General features: G+C 69.4%; 18 protein-coding genes. 6 read left to right on the plus strand and 12 right to left on the minus strand.

Going from position 1 to position 17107, the window contains the following annotated elements:
• Positions 1–14: 14 nt before the first annotated feature.
• Positions 15–1031, minus strand: a complete 1017-nt coding sequence (grcC1, locus tag A5681_RS13550; RefSeq protein ID WP_067275280.1) for a nonaprenyl/(2E,6E)-farnesyl/geranylgeranyl diphosphat synthase — start codon at positions 1029–1031, stop codon at positions 15–17.
• Between the two features lie 15 nt (positions 1032–1046).
• Between grcC1 and menJ the strand changes: the two genes are divergently transcribed.
• Together menJ and A5681_RS13560 are read left to right on the plus strand one after the other, a co-directional pair.
• Positions 1047–2285, plus strand: a complete 1239-nt coding sequence (menJ, locus tag A5681_RS13555; protein ID WP_156737969.1) for a menaquinone reductase — start codon at positions 1047–1049, stop codon at positions 2283–2285.
• A 90-nt stretch (positions 2286–2375) separates the two neighbouring features.
• Positions 2376–2729 (plus strand): DUF732 domain-containing protein, encoded by a 354-nt coding sequence (locus A5681_RS13560; protein WP_067275161.1) that lies wholly within the window; start codon positions 2376–2378, stop codon positions 2727–2729.
• Positions 2730–2736: 7 nt separating this feature from the next.
• Here the strand turns inward: A5681_RS13560 and A5681_RS13565 are convergent, their stop codons facing one another.
• Complete coding sequence (locus tag A5681_RS13565) at positions 2737–3429, minus strand: demethylmenaquinone methyltransferase (RefSeq protein ID WP_067275164.1); 693 nt, start codon at positions 3427–3429, stop codon at positions 2737–2739.
• A 55-nt stretch (positions 3430–3484) separates the two neighbouring features.
• Here A5681_RS13565 and A5681_RS13570 point away from each other — a divergent pair, with 55 nt between their 5' ends.
• Complete coding sequence (locus A5681_RS13570) at positions 3485–4309, plus strand: SDR family oxidoreductase (RefSeq protein ID WP_067275287.1); 825 nt, start codon at positions 3485–3487, stop codon at positions 4307–4309.
• Positions 4310–4382: 73 nt separating this feature from the next.
• Here A5681_RS13570 and A5681_RS13575 read toward each other — a convergent pair whose 3' ends face one another.
• Positions 4383–4631: a hypothetical protein gene (locus A5681_RS13575; protein WP_067275167.1), complete on the minus strand. Its 249-nt coding sequence runs from the start codon at positions 4629–4631 to the stop codon at positions 4383–4385.
• 226 nt (positions 4632–4857) lie between these two features.
• Here A5681_RS13575 and A5681_RS13580 point away from each other — a divergent pair, with 226 nt between their 5' ends.
• Complete coding sequence (locus A5681_RS13580) at positions 4858–5640, plus strand: RNA polymerase sigma factor (protein WP_067275171.1); 783 nt, start codon at positions 4858–4860, stop codon at positions 5638–5640.
• Between the two features lie 20 nt (positions 5641–5660).
• Here the strand turns inward: A5681_RS13580 and A5681_RS13585 are convergent, their stop codons facing one another.
• The 8 genes from A5681_RS13585 to A5681_RS13620 all read right to left on the minus strand — a co-directional run bounded on the left by A5681_RS13585 (position 5661) and on the right by A5681_RS13620 (position 14116).
• Positions 5661–6278, minus strand: a complete 618-nt coding sequence (locus A5681_RS13585) for an FHA domain-containing protein (protein ID WP_067275174.1) — start codon at positions 6276–6278, stop codon at positions 5661–5663.
• Between the two features lie 132 nt (positions 6279–6410).
• The gene (locus A5681_RS13590; RefSeq protein WP_067275176.1) at positions 6411–7565 is read right to left on the minus strand and encodes a glycosyltransferase family 4 protein; all 1155 of its coding nucleotides are present in this window, start codon (positions 7563–7565) and stop codon (positions 6411–6413) included.
• Between the two features lie 89 nt (positions 7566–7654).
• Positions 7655–8203 (minus strand): DUF3592 domain-containing protein, encoded by a 549-nt coding sequence (locus A5681_RS13595; RefSeq protein WP_067275178.1) that lies wholly within the window; start codon positions 8201–8203, stop codon positions 7655–7657.
• Entirely contained in the window at positions 8178–9803 is a 1626-nt protein-coding gene (gene menD, locus A5681_RS13600) for a 2-succinyl-5-enolpyruvyl-6-hydroxy-3-cyclohexene-1-carboxylic-acid synthase (RefSeq protein ID WP_067275180.1), read from the minus strand. Before menD ends, A5681_RS13595 begins: the two co-directional genes overlap by 26 nt.
• An 88-nt stretch (positions 9804–9891) precedes the next feature.
• Positions 9892–10674: an alpha/beta fold hydrolase gene (locus tag A5681_RS13605; RefSeq protein ID WP_067275181.1), complete on the minus strand. Its 783-nt coding sequence runs from the start codon at positions 10672–10674 to the stop codon at positions 9892–9894.
• Positions 10671–11597: an o-succinylbenzoate synthase gene (locus A5681_RS13610; RefSeq protein WP_067275290.1), complete on the minus strand. Its 927-nt coding sequence runs from the start codon at positions 11595–11597 to the stop codon at positions 10671–10673. Before A5681_RS13610 ends, A5681_RS13605 begins: the two co-directional genes overlap by 4 nt.
• A 62-nt stretch (positions 11598–11659) precedes the next feature.
• Positions 11660–13264, minus strand: coding sequence for an amidohydrolase (locus tag A5681_RS13615; RefSeq protein ID WP_067275182.1), 1605 nt, complete (start codon positions 13262–13264; stop codon positions 11660–11662).
• Positions 13265–13291: 27 nt separating this feature from the next.
• Positions 13292–14116, minus strand: a complete 825-nt coding sequence (locus A5681_RS13620; RefSeq protein ID WP_067275183.1) for a maleylpyruvate isomerase N-terminal domain-containing protein — start codon at positions 14114–14116, stop codon at positions 13292–13294.
• Positions 14117–14175: 59 nt separating this feature from the next.
• On the opposite strand from A5681_RS13620, the gene A5681_RS13625 reads away from it, so the two are divergent.
• On the plus strand, positions 14176–14799 hold the full coding sequence (locus A5681_RS13625; protein WP_067275185.1) for a PadR family transcriptional regulator: 624 nt from the start codon (positions 14176–14178) through the stop codon (positions 14797–14799).
• Positions 14800–14855: 56 nt separating this feature from the next.
• Positions 14856–16457 (plus strand): fatty-acid--CoA ligase FadD8, encoded by a 1602-nt coding sequence (gene fadD8, locus A5681_RS13630; RefSeq protein ID WP_067275186.1) that lies wholly within the window; start codon positions 14856–14858, stop codon positions 16455–16457.
• Between the two features lie 58 nt (positions 16458–16515).
• Here fadD8 and A5681_RS13635 read toward each other — a convergent pair whose 3' ends face one another.
• The gene (locus A5681_RS13635; RefSeq protein WP_067275191.1) at positions 16516–17070 is read right to left on the minus strand and encodes a TetR/AcrR family transcriptional regulator; all 555 of its coding nucleotides are present in this window, start codon (positions 17068–17070) and stop codon (positions 16516–16518) included.
• Between the last annotated feature and the right edge of the window lie 37 nt (positions 17071–17107).

Below are 17107 nucleotides of genomic sequence, written 5' to 3' on the forward strand. Positions count from 1 at the left end.
GGTTCCCCGACGCGCTACCCGTGCCGGCTGATGGTGTAGTCGACCAGCGTCTGCAGCGCCCGCCGGCCGGGGACGTCGGGCAGCAGGGCCAGCTCGTCGCGCGCCTGCCCGGCGTATTCGGCCAGCGTCTGCTTGGCCCTGGCCATCCCCGGGGACGCCCGCAACAGCGTCAGCGCCTCGGCCACCGCCTCGTCGTCGTCGATGGGCCCGGCCAGCAGCTCGCGCAGCCGCGCCGCGTCCGGCCCGGGTTCGCGCAGCGCGTAGACCATCGGCAGCGTGTGAACGCCCTCGCGCACGTCGGTGCCGGGCAGCTTGCCGGACTCGTGCGAATCGCTGTCGATGTCGATGATGTCGTCGGAGATCTGGAAGGCGGTGCCCACGATGCCGCCGAGCCGGCTGAGCCGCTCGACCTGCTCGGCGTCGGCGCCGGAGAACATGGCGCCGAACCGGCCCGCCGCGGCGATCAGGCAGGCGGTCTTCTCGTACACCACCTTCAGGTAGTGCTCGATCGGGTCGGCGCCCTCGGCCGGCCCCGTCAGCCCGCGCGTCTCCCGCATCTGCCCGGTCACCAGTTGGGCGAACGTCTCGGCGATCAACCGCACCGCCTCGGGGCCGAGCCGCGACACCAACCGCGACGCGGTGGCAAACAGGTAATCGCCGGCCAGGATCGCGACGTTGTTCCCCCAGCGGACGTTCGCGGTGGGCGCACCGCGGCGCACCTCCGCCTCGTCCATCACGTCGTCGTGGTAGAGCGTGGCCAGGTGCACCAGCTCGATCACCGAGCCGGCGATCGTCACCTCGTGCGCGTCGGGGGACGGCCCGATCTGGGCGGACAGGACGGTGAACAGCGGCCGGAATCGCTTGCCGCCGGCCTTGAACAGGTGCGTCAGCGAGTCGGTCATCACCTCGTCGGCGCTGCGCAGCTCGGTGTCCATCAGCTGTTCGATGCGCCAGACGCCGTCGCGGACCGTGGCGGCGAAGGCGGGGTCGCCGAAGTCGATGCCCGCCACCACCGTCGCCGGAGTACTCACCCGACCAACATACTGGTGAGCGTGGAGACGAAAGCCGACCTGGTGGTCGTGGGCGCCGGACCCGCCGGTTCGGCCGCGGCCGCGTGGGCGGCGCGCGCGGGCCACGACGTGCTGGTCATCGACTCCGCCAGCTTCCCCCGGGACAAGGCCTGCGGTGACGGGCTGACGCCGCGCGCGGTCGCCGAGTGCGAACGGCTCGGCCTGGGCGACTGGCTGGACACCCGCATCCGGCATCGCGGCCTGCGGATGAGCGGGTTCGGCGGCGAGGTGCAAGTCGACTGGCCGGGACCCTCGTTCCCCTCGACCGGCAGCGCGGTGGCCCGACTCGAGCTGGACGACCGGATCCGCAAAGTCGCCGAGGACTCCGGCGCGCGAATGACGTTGGGCACCAAAGCCGTTGCGGTGCATCATGATTCGTCTGGGCGAGTGGTGTCGCTGACGCTGGCCGACGGTTCGGAGGTGGGATGCCGGCGGCTGATCGTGGCCGACGGAGCCCGGTCTTCGCTGGGCCGCAAGCTGGGCCGGCGGTGGCACCAGGAGACGGTGTACGGCGTCGCGGCGCGCGGGTATCTGGCCACCCCGCACGCTGACGACCCGTGGCTGACGTCGCACCTGGAACTGCGCGGACCCGACGACAAGGTGCTGCCCGGCTACGGCTGGATCTTCCCGCTGGGCAACGGCGAGGTGAACATCGGCGTCGGAGCGTTGTCGACGTCGAAGCGGCCGGCCGACCTGGCCCTGCGCCCGCTGATCGACTATTACACCGACCTGCGCCGCGAGGAATGGGGCTTCACGGGGCCGCCGCGGGCCGTGTCGTCGGCGCTGTTGCCGATGGGCGGCGCGGTGTCCGGGGTGGCCGGACCCAACTGGATGCTGATCGGCGACGCCGCGGCCTGCGTCAACCCCCTCAACGGGGAGGGCATCGACTACGGGATGGAGACCGGACGGCTGGCCGCCGAGCTGCTGGACTGCCGTGGCCTGTCTCAAGACTTGTCGCGGGTGTGGCCCTCGCTGCTGCAGCAGCACTACGGCCGGGGATTCTCGGTCGCGCGCCGGCTGGCGCTGCTGCTGACCTTTCAGCGCTTCCTGCCCGCGACCGGACCGATCGCGATGCGCTCCCCCAAGCTGATGACGATCGCCGTCCGGGTGATGGCCAACCTGGTCACCGACGACGACGCCGACTGGGTCGCGCGGGCCTGGCGCGGAGGCGGCCGGCTGTCGCGGCTGATCGATCGCCGGGTGCCGTTCAGCTGAGGCGTTGACGTGCAGGAAAAGGCTTCCGGCCGGGTCGCGGGAGTCAACAATTTTCCGCGCGCTTCAACACAGCGGTGTATAGTCCGGCTAATGAAGGGAACGAAGCTGGCTACTATCGGCGGCCTGGCCGCCGCCGCCGTCGCGCTGGCCGCGCCGGCGCTGGCCTCGCCGCCGCCGTCGAACGACTACGACGCCCCGTTCAAGAACACGGTCAACGGCTTCGGCATCTACCAGCCGCAGGACCAGCTCGCCTGGCTGGGCAAAATCACCTGCGACCGGATCGGCCGCGGCGTGGACGGCGACCCGTACAAGTCGGCCAACTTCATCCAGCACAACCTGCCGCGGGGCACAACCCAGGGCCAGGCGTTCCAGTTCCTCGGGGCCGCGGTGGACCACTACTGCCCCGACCAGGTCGGCTTCGTTCAGCGGGCCGGCACCCACTAACGCGTTCTCAGCGCAGCGGCTTGTAGGCCGCGTGTAATGCCACGATGCCGCCGGTCAGGTTGCGCCACCGCACGGCCGCCCACCCGGCCCGGGAGATGTCGCGCGCCAGGTGCGACTGGTCCGGCCACGCCCTGATCGACTCCGCGAGATACACGTAGGCGTCGGGATTGCTGGACACCGCGCGGGCCACCCGCGGCAGCGCCCGCATCAGGTACTCCTTGTAGGCGGTGGCGAACAGCCCATTGGTCGGCGTGGAGAATTCGCACACCACCAATCGGCCGCCCGGCCGGGTGACGCGGGCCATCTCGCGCAGCGCCGCCTGCGGGTCGACGACGTTGCGCAACCCGAAACTGATTGTGACGGCATCGAATACGTCATCACCGAACGGCAGTCGGGTGGCGTCGGCGGCGACTTTCGGGACGTCGCGCGCGGCGCCCGCCGCGAGCATCCCGACCGAGAAGTCGGCCGCCACGCACCACGCACCCGATTTCCTCAGCTCGACCGTCGACACCGCGGTGCCCGCGGCCAGGTCCAGCACCTGCTGGCCGGGTCCAATCTCCAGCGCCGACCGGGTTGCGCTCCTCCAGTACCGGTCCTGACCCAGCGACAGCACGGTGTTGGTCACGTCATACCGGCGGGCGACGCCGTCGAACATCGACGCGACATCCCGGGGGTCCTTGTCCAACGCCGCGCGACTCACGAAGGAAACGCTACCGCCTGGGAATTACGCGGTGGCGGCGGCGTTGCAACACTGCGTGACTGAAAAAGTTTGGTTTATCACCGGGACATCGCGAGGGTTCGGACGCGCATGGGCGATCGCGGCGCTGGAGCGCGGCGACAAGGTCGCCGCCACGGCCCGCAACACCGCCTCGCTCGAGGACTTGAAAGAGAAATACGGCGAGGCGCTGTTGCCGATCCGTCTGGACGTCACCGATCGGGACGCCGACTTCGCCGCGGTCAAGCAGGCGCACGACCACTTCGGCCGCCTGGACATCGTGGTCAACAACGCCGGCTACGGGCAATTCGGGTTCGTCGAGGAACTCTCCGAACAAGACGCCCGGGATCAGATCGAGACCAACGTCTTTGGGGCGCTGTGGATCACCCAGGCCGCGCTGCCGTATCTGCGCGAGCAGGGCAGCGGCCACATCATCCAGGTGTCCTCGATCGGCGGCATCTCCGCGTTCCCGCTGGTCGGCATCTACCACGCGTCCAAGTGGGCCCTGGAAGGCTTCTCGCAGGCGCTGGCCCAGGAGGTCGCCCCGTTCGGCGTGCACGTCACGCTGATCGAGCCGGGCGGCTTCGACACCGACTGGGCCGGAGATTCGGCCAAGCACGCCGACCCGCTGCCGGCCTACGACGAAGTCCGCGCCGCCGTGCAGGCCGAGCGCAGTAAGCGCTGGGCCAGCCCGGGCAATCCGGAGGCGTCGGCCGCGGCGCTGCTGAAGGTGGTCGACGCCGAAAAGCCGCCGCTGCGAGTGTTTTTCGGGTCGTCGCCGCTGCAGACGGCCAAGGCCGACTATGAGAGCCGGCTGCGCACCTGGGAGGAATGGCAGCCCGTCGCCGAGCTGGCCCAGGGGTAGCGAGCGACGGACGTCGGCGCCCCACCCCTAATGGCCAGAGCCTTCGCCATCGCTCGTCGCGACACCACCGAGACTAGCGAGCGGTGCGAATGACGAAGGCGTCGATGTTCTCGTCGTAATCGACCGATTCGTCGACGAACAGCTCGCCCACCGGGTGGCCGTCCTCGGCGACGGCGATGAAGGTCGATTCCTCGGGGTTATACGTCACCGACCCTTGCACGAACATCGCCGCGACCTCGCGCCCGTCGGCCCCGTAGACGACGAGCTTCAACCCTCCCGCATCCTTGACGTACTCCGCCGCCTCCGCGCGCGTCGTGACCATCCTTGCGAGTCCTTTCTGTACCACCGAGCCGTCAGGGTGTCGGCTCGGAAACCCTTGGTGATCCGATGATCCCGCCGTGCCCACCGGCTGTCTCCAGTACGCCGGTACTCGATTTGCCGCAAGCGGAACCCTTACCGAATGGGTAGGAAACCCTTCCCCTCCGGGAGCGGAAAACTGGCCCCCACGGTAATTACCCGATCCCCGATAATGGCCGAGCATTTCAGTCATGACTTCGATGACCACACTGCCGAACAACCGCATCGTCAGCGATGCGGACCTCGCCCGGGCCGCGGCGGCCGGTGATCGCGCGGCGCTGGCCGGCATCTACAACCGCTACGCAGCCCCACTGCACGCCTACTGCGTCGGCATGCTGCGTGACCGCGACGCCGCCTCCGACTGCGTGCAGGACGTCTTCTGCACCGCCACGACGGAGCTGCCCAAGCTGCGTGACGCGGACAAGCTGCGGCCCTGGCTCTACGCCATCGCCCGCCGCAGCGCGCTGCGGACCCTGTCGGATCGCCGCCGCGAGGCCGCATGTGACGAACTGCCCGATGACGCGGCGACCGGTCCGGGACCGTTTACGCTGACGGCCCAGAACGAACTCCGTCAACTGATCACCCAGGCGGCCGACGGATTGTGCGAGCGCGACCGCCGGGTGCTGGAGCTCGCCTACCGCCACGGCGCAACCGGAACCGAGCTCGCGCATGTCCTGGGCATCAGTTACGACTCCACCAAGAAGGTCCTGCAGCGACTGCGCGACACCATCGAACGCTCGCTGGGCGCACTGTTGGTGGCCCGCCACGCTTCCCAGCACGGATGCCCGCAGCTGGCTGCGGAGCTGTCCGGCTGGGACCACCAGTTCACCGTCCTGATGCGGAAACGCATTGCGCGCCATATCGAATCATGCCCCACCTGCGACGGATACCGCCGCAGTGCCCTCAACGCCGTCGCCATGCTGGGCGGCGGGTTGCTCGACGAACTGTCCAAGTCACACGGCCGGTCCCGGTAGCTCCCGCGCTCTCACTTCTGCTACGACCGGCGGTCACGCAGCATGGAACGGTTGACGGCCCCCAGGCGAATGGCAGCGTTGGCCAGCCGGACTCGGCGATCTCCCTCCGCCGTGATGCCGAACTTGTCGTACAGGTGCTGCAAGTGTTGCTTGACCGCCGCTTCCGTGACGAACAGTTCCTGCGCCATCCGACGAACCGATGCAGGCTCGGGAAACGGGTCATCGGTGACAAAGGGCCGGCACAAAACCTTGAGGACCTCGAGTTCGCGCGCGGTCATCCGCGGCGGCCGCAGGATGGACTTGCCGGTTTCGGTCTCCTGATCACCCGGGGCATCGTCAGCCCCTTTGGTCATCCAGAAGACCAACCGTGAACTGCCCAACCGCAATTCGTCTCCCGACCGCAGGAGCCGTTCCGCAGCGATCCTTTCGCCGTTGACGTAAGTGCCGTTGCGGCTACCCAAGTCCCGCACCGACCAGGCCTGCCCGAAATTCTCCAGAACTGCGTGCACCCGCGACACGGTCGGGTCGTGCTCTAACGACACCGCATTGGTCAAGGACTTGCCGAGGGTCACTCGCTCGCCGCTCAGCGCGATCAGCTCCCGCCCCGACGGCTTCCAGACTTCCAAATGGGACGACATATGGGCCCCTCCTATCAGGCCCATTCTGACCCCGCGACCCAGAAAATGGCCGGAGAACGGCCCGCTGGGCCGAAAACGCGCTGGCTTCCGGCCGCCGAGGGCCGCTGCCAGGCTGGTGGGGCCGGCCGCCGCCTACCCGCCCTGCGCGTACCGCTTGGCGAACATCCGCCTGCGGGCGAACGGCGACAGCACCGCCTCGTAGTGGCCGAGCAGCTCGTCACAGATGACCGGCCAACTGCGGCCGAGCACACTGCGCCGGGCCGCCAGGGCGTAACGGTGGCGTTCGTCGATCAAATGGGTGACGGCCGCGGGCAACCTCGCCTCGAACTCGTCGACGCCCAGTAACAAACCGGTGCGCCACGGCGTGACGAGGTCGCGTGGGCCGCCGGCGTCGGGGGCGATCACCGGCAACCCCGACGCCAGCGCTTCCTGCACGACTTGGCAAAACGTCTCATGCTCGCCGGGATGCACGAAGACATCCATGCTGGCGTACGCCGCGGCGAGTTCGTCGCCGTACAGCGCGCCGGTGAAAACCGCTGTCGGCATTGCCTTTTGCAGCTTGGGTCGGTCGACGCCGTCACCGACGATGACGAGTTGTATGTCGTCGCGCGCCGCCAGCGGAATCAGCCGCTCGACGTGCTTCTCGGGAGCCAGGCGCCCCACGAAGCCGACGATCGACTTGCCCTGCGGTGACCAACGGCGCCGCAGCGCCTCGTCTCGCCCCGACGGGGCGAACCGCAGCACGTCGACGCCGCGCGCCCAGTGGTGAACTCGCGGAAACCTGTGTGCGACAAGCGATTCCATTGTCACGGTGGACGGTGCCAGGGTGCGGTCGGCCAGGCTGTGCAGATGCCGGAACCAGGCCCACGCGGCCCGCGATGTCATCGGGATGCCATAGCTCGCCGCGAAACCCGGTACGTCCGTTTGATACACGGCGACGGTGGGCACCCCGAGCCAGCGGGCCGCCTTGACACCGCCATACCCCAACAGAGCCGGCGAGGCCAAATGCACCACGTGCGGGTCGAATCCGCGCAGCACGCTGAGCATCCGAGGCATCGGCACGCCCAGTGGCAGGGTGGTGACCTTCGGAAACATCCGCGAGGGAACCCGATGCACGCGGATTCCGTCGTGGACGCGATCCGCCGGCATCACACCGGGCGGAGTGTCCGGGGCGATGACGAGGGCTTCGTGACCGGTCCGGCGCAAATGCTCGAGTACCCGGAGCACCGAGTTGCTGACACCATTAACTTCCGGCAGGAACGATTCGGCGACGATGGCAACGCGCACACCACTACGGTGTCAGCGCCGGCTGTCGCGAAGGTTGCCTGCGGGCATACGTCGCGCGAAATCTGCTGGTCGGACGGTTCCAACCCCAGCTAGGCGGGTGTGATCTTCGCCTCGGGCCTGCGATCCAGCAGCTTGTCGAGCACCGCCAGGACTACCAGGAGAACGGTGGCAACCAGCCAGCACACCACCGCAATGGAGCCGGCCGGGATGATGGCCAGCCCGGCGTTGCGGTGCTGCACCCGAACCAGATTGGGGTCGTTCTTGTTGTACTCGATGTAAATCCGCATGCCCGTGGCCAGATGCGACGGATACAACACGCCGAGCTCCGGGCGATACGTGACCCGTTCGGGTGTGACGAATTCGATGGTGGAGCGGCGCGGCCCGGCGCTGAGCACCTCGGCCTGCGCCACCCCCATGTTGTGTTGAATCGCAAGGTCGTCGCGCCAGGCGCCGGCGACCAGCAAGACCGACTGCAGCGTGACCAGGCCGGTCACGATCAGCACCGCAATGCGGGCCCAGCGCAACGCGATCCGCGATCGGGTGTTGGGCGGCTTATCGCTGCGGCCATGAATCAGTATGTGCAGCAACCTTTTCAGCTGGTTCACGAGATCCTCAAAGGGCCGCCTTGATGGCCGCATGCAGCTGCCGCAGCGACGACCGGTCGGCCTTGACCTCCAGCACCCGCATACCGGGCGCGGGTTCGTCGAGCGCCGCGCCGAGCTGGTCGACCTCGATCTGGCGGCTCTCGACGTGATAGGCGCGGCACAGCGCACCCACGTCGACGTCGTGCGGCGTTCCGAAGATTCGCGACGACACGTCGGAGAACCGCGGGTCACCCTGCTCGAGCAGCTCGAAGATGCCTCCGCCGTTGTCGTTGGAGACCACGATGGTCAGCTGGCGCGGGGTCGGCTCGGTGGGCCCGATCAGCAGCCCGGAGCTGTCGTGCACGAACGTCAGGTCACCGATCAGCGCGACGGTGCGCCCCTCGTAGGCGAGCGCGGCCCCGATCGCGGTGGACACCGTGCCGTCGATGCCGGCCACCCCGCGGTTGGAGCGGACCCGGATGCCGTGGGTGTCCAGGCCGACCAGGGCCGCGTCGCGGACCGGGTTGGACGCCCCCAGGACCAGCTGATCACCGGGCCGCAGCGCGTCCGCCACGGCCGCCGCCACGTGCAAGCCGGTGGTCAGCGGGTGCGCCTCGAGCTGGCCCCGCACCGCCTCGTTGGCGTGCCGATTCACCTCCGCGCAGCGCTTCAGCCAGGCCGGATTGGGGGTTCCGGTGGTGACCGCGCGCGTCCCCGTGGCCTGCGAGTTGCCCGAGACGTCGGGCCAGCGCGGCCCGGTGGTCAACGCGTACACCGGCACCTTAGGATCCGCCAGCAGCGCCGACACCGGGCGGTGCAGGGTGGGCCGCCCCAGCATGATCACCTGCTTCGGGCGCAGCAGCGGCAGGGCCAGCGGATGCAGCGGATTTTCCGGGGCGGGCGCCGTCGATTCGGCGACCGTCGGCAACTGCGCAAGGTTGGGGTGCACGCCCGCGCCGTGCCCGGCGATGACGATGGTGTCGGGCGACAGGTCGATGTCCAACGGCTGGTCGAACGTGACCGGCGGCGTGTAAGTCCACGGCCGCCCGCCGGGCCGCCCCTGCGGCACAGCGGCGCCCTGGGGTTCGGGACCGGGCACCAGCGGTTCGCGCAGCGGGATGTCGAACTGCACCGGGCCGGCGTTGGCGGTGCGAGATCCCGTGGCGGCCGCCAGGACTCGGCAAGTGGCCGACCGCCACGTGGCGTTGAAGGCGTCGAGGCGCTCGGGCGCGTCCTCGGCCAGGCCCAGGCTGATGGCGGCGCGGACCTGGGTGCCGAAATAACCGAGCTGCTCCATGGTCTGGTTGGCCCCGGTGCCCAGCATCTCGTAGGGCCGGTTGGCCGACAGCACGATCAGCGGCACCCGCGCGTAGTTGGCCTCCACCACGGCCGGCCCGAGGTTGGCCACGGCGGTGCCCGACGTCATCGCGACACACACCGGGGCGCCGGCGGCGATCGCCAGCCCGATGGCCAGGTAGCCGGCGGTGCGCTCGTCGATGCGGACGTGCAGCCGGATCCGGCCGGCGCGGTCCGCGTCGTGCAGCGCGAAGGCCAGCGGCGCGTTGCGCGACCCGGGGCACAGCACCACGTCGCGGACGCCGCCGCGAATCAGCTCGTCAACGACGACGCGGGCCTGTGTCGTCGAGGGGTTCACTCCTACAGCCTGTCACAACCCCCCGACCTGGGGCCGAACGTGGAGTTGGCGGGCTGGTTCGCCCGGAAAGCCGACGTGGGGCGCGGGCCTAGTTGCTGGCGAAGAACTTCAGCGCCGCGTCGTTGACGGCGTCGGGGCGCTCGAAGAACCCGAGGTGGCCTGCGTCGGGGATCTGCACGTACCGGCCGTTGGGCAGCGCGTCGGCGACCTCGCGCCCCAGGTAGGGCGGCGTCAGCACGTCGTCGGAGAAGCCGATCACCAGCACCGGGGTCGCGATGCTGCGGTAGGCCGGCAACCGGTTGGTGTAGGGGGCGACGTCCAGCTGGCAGCGCGTGCCCGGGGTGGACTTGATCGGCCACATGGAAAACATCGCGATCCAGTCGGCGACGGCGACGTCGTCGTTGAGCGTCTTGCGCGAAAAGTTTTCCAGCAGGCGGATTTTCGCGTCGTAGGAGTTCGGCAGCTGGACCCCGGCGTCGGAGAGCTCGGCCTCGGCGTCGCGAAAAAACTGGCGCGCCTTGTCCATCCGGCCGCGGGTGCCCATCAACACCGCCGAGTGCACCAGTTCCGGGCGGGCCAGCATGAGTTCCTGGGCGATGAACGCGCCCATCGACATGCCGACGACGCGGGCCGGGGCGGCGTTCAGCCCTTCGATCAGCGCCGCGGTGTCGGCGACCATGGTCTGCGTCGAGAAGCCCTGCGCATTCTCGGTGGCGCCGATCCCGCGGTTGTCGAACGTGATGACGCGGTAGCCGGCCGCCAGGAACGCGGGGACCTGATACGGGTGCCAGGTCCGCCCGGCGCCGCCGTGGCCGCTGATGAACACCACGGGCTCTCCGGAGCCGCGGTCGTCGTAAGCCAGGTTGATCACTCGGACGACGGTACAAGGAGCGGGTGGCAGGCCGTGACCCGGTCGATCCACCACTGCCGCCGCTCCGGGGGCGCGGCCAGCGCCCGCAGCCGCGCCGGATCGGGGGTCACCGGCCCGACCGCCAGGGTGCCGTCCACGGGCGGGGCGACGTCGACGACGTCGTCGACGAACAACCCGCCGGTGCCCAGTCCGCAGGCGTGGCGCAACACCGGCAGGGCCGCCGCCGCGGCCAGCCCGGCCGCGATCCCCACCGCCGAGTCGATCGCGCTGGAGACCACCACCGGGATGTCGATCTGCGCGGCGATCGACAGCATGGCCGAAATGCCGCCCAGCGGAGCGACTTTGAGGACCGCGATGTCGGCGGCGCGGGCGCGCACGACCGCGAGCGGGTCATCGGCCTTGCGGATGCTTTCGTCGGCGGCGATCGGCACGTCCGGCATGTCCGGCCGCGCACGCAGCGCCGCGAGTTCGTCCACGGTCGCGCACGGTTGCTCGAGGTATTCCAGCGGGCCGTCGGCGGTGAGGGCGTGGGCGGCCCGGGCGGCCTCGTCGACGCTCCAGCCGCCGTTGGCGTCGACCCGCACGGTCGGCACGAGTTCGCGCACGGCGTTGACCCGGTCGACATCGTCGGCGAGCGTCTGACCCGGCTCCGCGACCTTCACCTTGGCCGTGCGGGCGCCGGGGAACCGGGCCAGCACCTCGCCCACCCGGGCCGGGTCGACGGCCGGGACGGTGGCGTTGATCGGGATGCGGTCGCGCCGCGGCTGCGGCGGCGGGCGGTAGGCGGCCTCGATGCCGGCGGCGAGCCAGTGCGCGGCCTCGGGCGGCGCGTACTCCAGGAAGGCACCGAACTCCCCCCAGCCGGCGGGGCCCTCGATCAGCGCGACCTCCCGGGTCGTGATGCCGCGGAACCGCACCCGCATTGGCAACGCGACCACGTGGAGGCGGTCCACCAGGTCTTGCAGGCGGGGCGGGCGCGTGGGCGTCACCGGCCGTAGACCTGGCGGCCCGCCAGGAACGTCGCGCGCACCTCGAGGTCGGCGATCTGCTCGGGCGGCACGGTCCGCGGGTCGGCCGACAGCACCACCAGGTCGGCGTACTTGCCGACCTCCAGCGAGCCGATCACGTCGTCGGAGAACAGCTGCCACGCCGCGTCGATGGTCTGTGCGCGGATCGCCTGGTCGACCGTCAACCGCTCCTCGGGCGCCAGCACCCGGCCGCTGGGCGCAGTCCGGGTGACCGCGACGCTGATGTTGCGCAACGGCTCCTCGGGGGTGACCGGGGGGTCGTTGTGCAAGGAGATGCGCATGCCGGTGGCGACCGCGGAACCGGCTGGCATCCAACGGGATCCGCGTTCGGGACCGAACAGGCCGTCCACGATGATGTCACCCCAGTAGTGGATCTGGTCCACGAAGATGCTGCAGGTGACGCCGAGGTCGGCGGCGCGTTGCAGCTGCTCGGGCCGGATGGCGCCGACGTGCTCGAGCCGGAGCCGGTGATCTTCGCGCGGGTGGCGCTTGAGCGCCTCCTCGTAGACGTCGAGGATGGTGTCCACCCCGGCGTCGCCCTGCACGTGGCACGCCATCGGCCAGCCCAACGGGAAGTAGGCGCCGACGATTTCGCTCAGCTGTTCGCGGGTGTAGTTGGCGTGGCCGCACGAACCGGGCGGCACGCCGATGGTGCGGGTGGCGTCGGTGTCCAGGTACGGGAAGGACAGGGCGATGTTGCCGACCCACGGGGAGCCGTCGACCCAGATCTTGATGCCGACCTGGCGCAGCATGTCGTCGCCCTGGCCCGGGGCGGCGTCGGTGCGCATCTGCGGGTTGGAGATCTCGTAGGTGCGCAGCCGGACCGTCAGCTCGTCGCGCAGCCGCGCGACCACCGGCCCGAACGCCGGGTCGAACGCCATCTCCGAGCAGGTGGTCAGGCCGGCGCGGTTGAGCCGCGCGCATTCGGCGAGCAGCATCTCCGGGTAGTCGCCGGGCGCGATGGCCCCGGCCAGCAACGGGAACACCGCGCCGGTCTCCTCGGCGGTGCCGTCCAGCTCGCCGTGCGCGTCGCGGCCGTACCGGGCGCCCTTGGGGTCGGGGGTGTCGCGGGTCAGGCCGGCGCGGCGGGCCGCGGGCGAATTGAAATAGGCCTTGTGCCCGGAGTTGTGGATGATGATCAGCGGCCCGTCCGGCGCGATCTCGTCCAGCCAGGCCAGCGTGGGCTGCGGTAACCCGGACTGCAGCAGCGGGTCCCAGCCGTTCAGGTAGGCGCCGTCCGCTCCCCTGGCGGCGACCTCGCGGCGCACCGCGGCGACGACGTCGTCGGCGGCGGGCAGCGTGACGGGCCGGATGTCGACGATCCGGTCCGAGAGCGCCAGGGCCTCCATCAGCGGATGACCATGCGCCTCAACGAATCCGGGCATGACGCAGCCGTCGCCGAGGTCGAGGGTCCGGGTGTCCGGGCCGAGGTACGCCTCGATTTCCGAGCGGCTGCCTACGGCGACGATGCGCCCGTCGGCGACGGCGAGCGCCTCGGCGGTGGGCCGCTTTTCGTCGACGGTCAGTACGGTTCCGGTGACGACGAGGTCTGCGGCGGCCATGTGCAGGGATCCTAGTGATCCGGGGTGTCATAGTCGTTCGAAACAGGACTGCAGCTTGAGTGCCTTCCACGGCCGGCGCCCGCCGACGATCATCAGGCCCCTGCGGGCAGCGGTCAGCGGACCGATGCGCTGGTAGAGCATGTCGCACAATGTCGAAGCGGGCATCCTGAGCACGGCGTCCGGGCGATCGGCGGGCCGGCGCCCGCGCATTTCCGCGGCACCGTCGTGAATACGGATCACATAAGGGCGCGCACCGGGGAGCTTGAAGGCGACGCAGACATCGGTGCCGGCGGGCAACCCCGCGCGCACGTATCCCGGCCCCTCGCCAAGCTGCATGAGACCGCGTGCGATGAGCAGCATGTCGCGTTCCTCAACCTCCCAAGGGGTCCTGGTCGCCCGCGCGACGTCCCGCCCGTGGAGGATCAACTCACCGAGCCAGTTTGTCTGCAGCGTGATGCCGTCCGCGAATGCGCCGCAATGGGCCTCGTACACAAGCTCGTTCGAGCAGGTATCGAATAACGCGTCCATGACGGGGGCGAGATCGCTGATCTGGTCGGCGATTTCGCGGACCGGCGCCAACAACGCGTTGAGCTCGGCGCGGTTGATTTCGTCCAATTCGCGCGGGTAGGCGGCGCGGCGGAAGTCCCGTCCCTCAGCAAACGCCTGGTAGCGGTGCGCGACCGACAGCACGTGAGCGACGACCTGCTGAACGGTCCAGTCCAAGCCGGGAACGGGGGCATGCGGGTCGGCGATGCGGACCAACCGGTCGAAGCGGTCCCGCGCCCGCCCGATGCGATCCCTCAGTTCGTCCCGGGTGGTGTCGACAAGCGCGACGTAGTCGGTGGCGGTCATCCTGCCCTCCATACTCCAGTTTGGAGTTAAATTACTCCAGGATTGAGTATTGTCAAGGGATGGCCTCGAACCCCACCACGACATCTTTCGCGCTTCTCGGTCTGCTCGGCATCAGATCGTGGACGGCGTACGAGATCGTCGCCCAGATCAAACGCGGCGTGCACTTCTTTTGGCCGCGGTCGGAGGCTCACCTGTACGCGGAGCTCAAGCGGCTCGTCGAGCGCGGTCACGCCAACGCCGAGACAGTCGAGGGCCGTCGCCGTCAACGCACTCGGTACACCATCACCCCGGAAGGCCGTGCGGCACTTGAGGACTGGTTCGGCACCCGGCCCGCCGTGCCGGTGATCGAAGCCGAGGGATTCCTCCGGCTGTTTCTCGGAGACCAGGCAACCAAGCACGACCTGCGCGAGTCACTCGAAGCCACCGCGCGCGAGGCGCGCGAGATGCATGCCAAGGGCAAGGCGCTCATCGAAGAGCTCCTGCACACGGGTGGACCTTTTCCGGAACGGCTTCACCTCGTGGAACCCGAGGCGACGTTCATCGCCGAGTTCTACCGAAATGTCATCGCATGGTGCGAACAGACAATCACGGAAATCGAGGAGTGGCCCGACACCCGCGACGTCGGCCTCACGCCGAGGGGGCGACAACGGTGGCAGCGCATACTCGCCCAGCCCGACCCCTAGGCGTCTCTTTCGAGGGGGTGGCTGACTAAAACTGCAACACGTTCTAGTCTTGGGCCATGAGTGACGAGTTGCTGCGCCATCCCATTCATTCCGGACACCTGACCGTCGGTGCGCTCAAGCGCAACAAGAACAAGCCGGTGCTGCATCTCGGCGACACCACGCTGACCGGTGGACAGCTCGCCGAGCGCATCAGCCAGTACATCCAGGCGTTCGAGGCGCTGGGTGCGGGCACCGGCGCGACCGTCGGGCTGCTGTCGCTGAACCGGCCCGAGGTGCTGATGATCATCGGCGCCGGCCAGACCCAGGGCTACCGGCGCGTGGCGCTGCACCCGCTGGGCTCCCTGGACGACCACGCCTACGTGCTGAACGACGCCGGCGTGACGTCGCTGATCATCGACCCCAACCCGATGTTCGTCGAGCGGGCGCTGGGCCTGCTGGAGAAGGTCCCCGGGCTCAAGCAGGTGCTCACCATCGGCCCGGTCCCCGAGGCGCTCGGCGATTCCGCGGTGGACCTAGTGGCCGAGGCCGCGAAGTATCCGCCGAAGCCGTTGGTGGCGGCCGAGCTTCCGCCCGATCACATCGGCGGCATGGCCTACACCGGCGGCACCACCGGCAAGCCCAAGGGTGTGCTGGGCACCGCGCAGTCGATCACCACGATGACCACGATCCAGCTGGCGGAGTGGGAGTGGCCGGAGAACCCGCGATTTCTGATGTGCACCCCGCTGTCGCATGCCGGGGCGGCGTTCTTCGTGCCGACGATCATCAAGGGCGGCGAGCTGGTGGTGCTGACCAAGTTCGACCCGGCCGAGGTGCTGCGGGTGATCGAGGAGCAGAAGATCACCGCGACCATGTTGGTGCCGTCGATGATCTACGCGCTGATGGACCACCCCGATTCGCACACCCGCGACCTGTCCTCGCTGGAGACGGTCTATTACGGCGCATCGGCAATGAACCCGGTGCGGCTGGCCGAGGCCATCCGCCGCTTCGGGCCGATCTTCGCCCAGTACTACGGGCAGTCCGAAGCCCCGATGGTGATCTCGTATCTGGCCAAGAAGGACCATGACGAAAAGCGGCTCACCTCCTGCGGGCGGCCCACCCTGTTCGCCCGCACGGCGCTGCTGGACGCCGACGGAAAGCCGGTGCCCCAGGGCGAGGTGGGCGAAATCTGCGTGTCCGGGCCGCTTTTGAGCGGCGGCTATTGGAACCTGCCCGAGGAGACCGCGAAGACGTTCAAGGACGGCTGGCTGCACACCGGTGACATGGCCCGCGAGGACGAGGACGGCTTCTGGTTCATCGTCGACCGGGTCAAGGACATGATCGTCACCGGCGGGTTCAACGTGTTCCCGCGCGAGGTCGAGGACGTCGTCGCCGAGCACCCGGCCGTCGCGCAGGTGTGCGTGATCGGCACGCCGGACGAGAAGTGGGGCGAGGCCGTCACCGCGGTGATCGTGCTGCGGCCCGACCATCCCTCCGACGAGGAGTCGGTGGCGCGCGTGACCGTGGAGATCCAGTCCGCCGTCAAGGAACGCAAGGGTTCGGTGCAGTCACCCAAGCAGGTGATCGTCGTCGACTCCGTGCCGGTGACGGCGCTGGGCAAGCCCGACAAGAAGGCCGTGCGCGCGCGGTTCTGGGAGGGCGCGGGCCGCGCGGTCGGCTGAGTTTGTGTCGCCGAGTGTGAAGTTAACTTCACGCTCGAGGTCGAGCGTGAAACCAGTTTCACGTTCGGGGCGCGGCGATGCCGGCCACCAGCAGGTCGAGCATGCGGCCGGTCTGCTCGGGCGAGCCGCTGGCCAGGAAGATGCCGATCAGGCTGGACACCACGTCGTCGGCCTGCACGTCGGGGCGCAGGCTGCCGTCCGCGGCGCCTGCCCGCAACAGCAGGTCGACGGCGCCGACGATGCTCTCGCGGGTCTGGCCGGCCTGCATCGCTCCGGAGGCGAAGATCGCCTGCAGCGACTCGGCCATGCCACGCTTGGCGGCCACGAATGACGCGTAGCGGTCCATCCAGCGGCGCAGCGCCGCCTCGGGCCGATGCCGCTTGAGCAGCCGTTCGGCGGCCGCGGCCACCTCGGCGAGCTCGGCGCGGTAGATCGCCTCGACGAGCGCCTCCCGATTGGGGAAATGGCGGTACAGCGTGCCGATCCCGACGCCCGCCTCGCGCGCGATGGCCTCCAGCGACACCGATCGCCCGTCGGCGGCGGCGAACGCCGCCGTCGCCACGTCGAGCAGTCGCTCGCGATTCCGGCGCGCGTCTGATCGGACCTCAGCCAAGCGGAGGCACCTCCGTTTCTGCTACGCTCCAATAAGC

The sequence above is a fragment of the Mycobacterium scrofulaceum genome (assembly GCF_001667885.1).
Classification (GTDB): Bacteria; Actinomycetota; Actinomycetes; order Mycobacteriales; family Mycobacteriaceae; genus Mycobacterium; species Mycobacterium scrofulaceum_C.

Coding starts and splice junctions, on each gene's coding strand:
- A5681_RS13620 (WP_067275183.1), bottom strand. CDS start 14,116: ATGACCGCCACCGACTACGTCGCGCTTGTCGACACCACCCGGGACGAA.
- A5681_RS13610 (WP_067275290.1), bottom strand. CDS start 11,597: ATGCGGGTGCGGTTCCGCGGCATCACGACCCGGGAGGTCGCGCTGATC.
- A5681_RS13575 (WP_067275167.1), bottom strand. CDS start 4,631: ATGGTCACGACGCGCGCGGAGGCGGCGGAGTACGTCAAGGATGCGGGA.
- A5681_RS13615 (WP_067275182.1), bottom strand. CDS start 13,264: ATGGCCGCCGCAGACCTCGTCGTCACCGGAACCGTACTGACCGTCGAC.
- A5681_RS13580 (WP_067275171.1), top strand. CDS start 4,858: ATGACTTCGATGACCACACTGCCGAACAACCGCATCGTCAGCGATGCG.
- fadD8 (WP_067275186.1), top strand. CDS start 14,856: ATGAGTGACGAGTTGCTGCGCCATCCCATTCATTCCGGACACCTGACC.
- A5681_RS13585 (WP_067275174.1), bottom strand. CDS start 6,278: ATGTCGTCCCATTTGGAAGTCTGGAAGCCGTCGGGGCGGGAGCTGATC.
- A5681_RS13560 (WP_067275161.1), top strand. CDS start 2,376: ATGAAGGGAACGAAGCTGGCTACTATCGGCGGCCTGGCCGCCGCCGCC.
- A5681_RS13595 (WP_067275178.1), bottom strand. CDS start 8,203: ATGCGGCCATCAAGGCGGCCCTTTGAGGATCTCGTGAACCAGCTGAAA.
- A5681_RS13625 (WP_067275185.1), top strand. CDS start 14,176: ATGGCCTCGAACCCCACCACGACATCTTTCGCGCTTCTCGGTCTGCTC.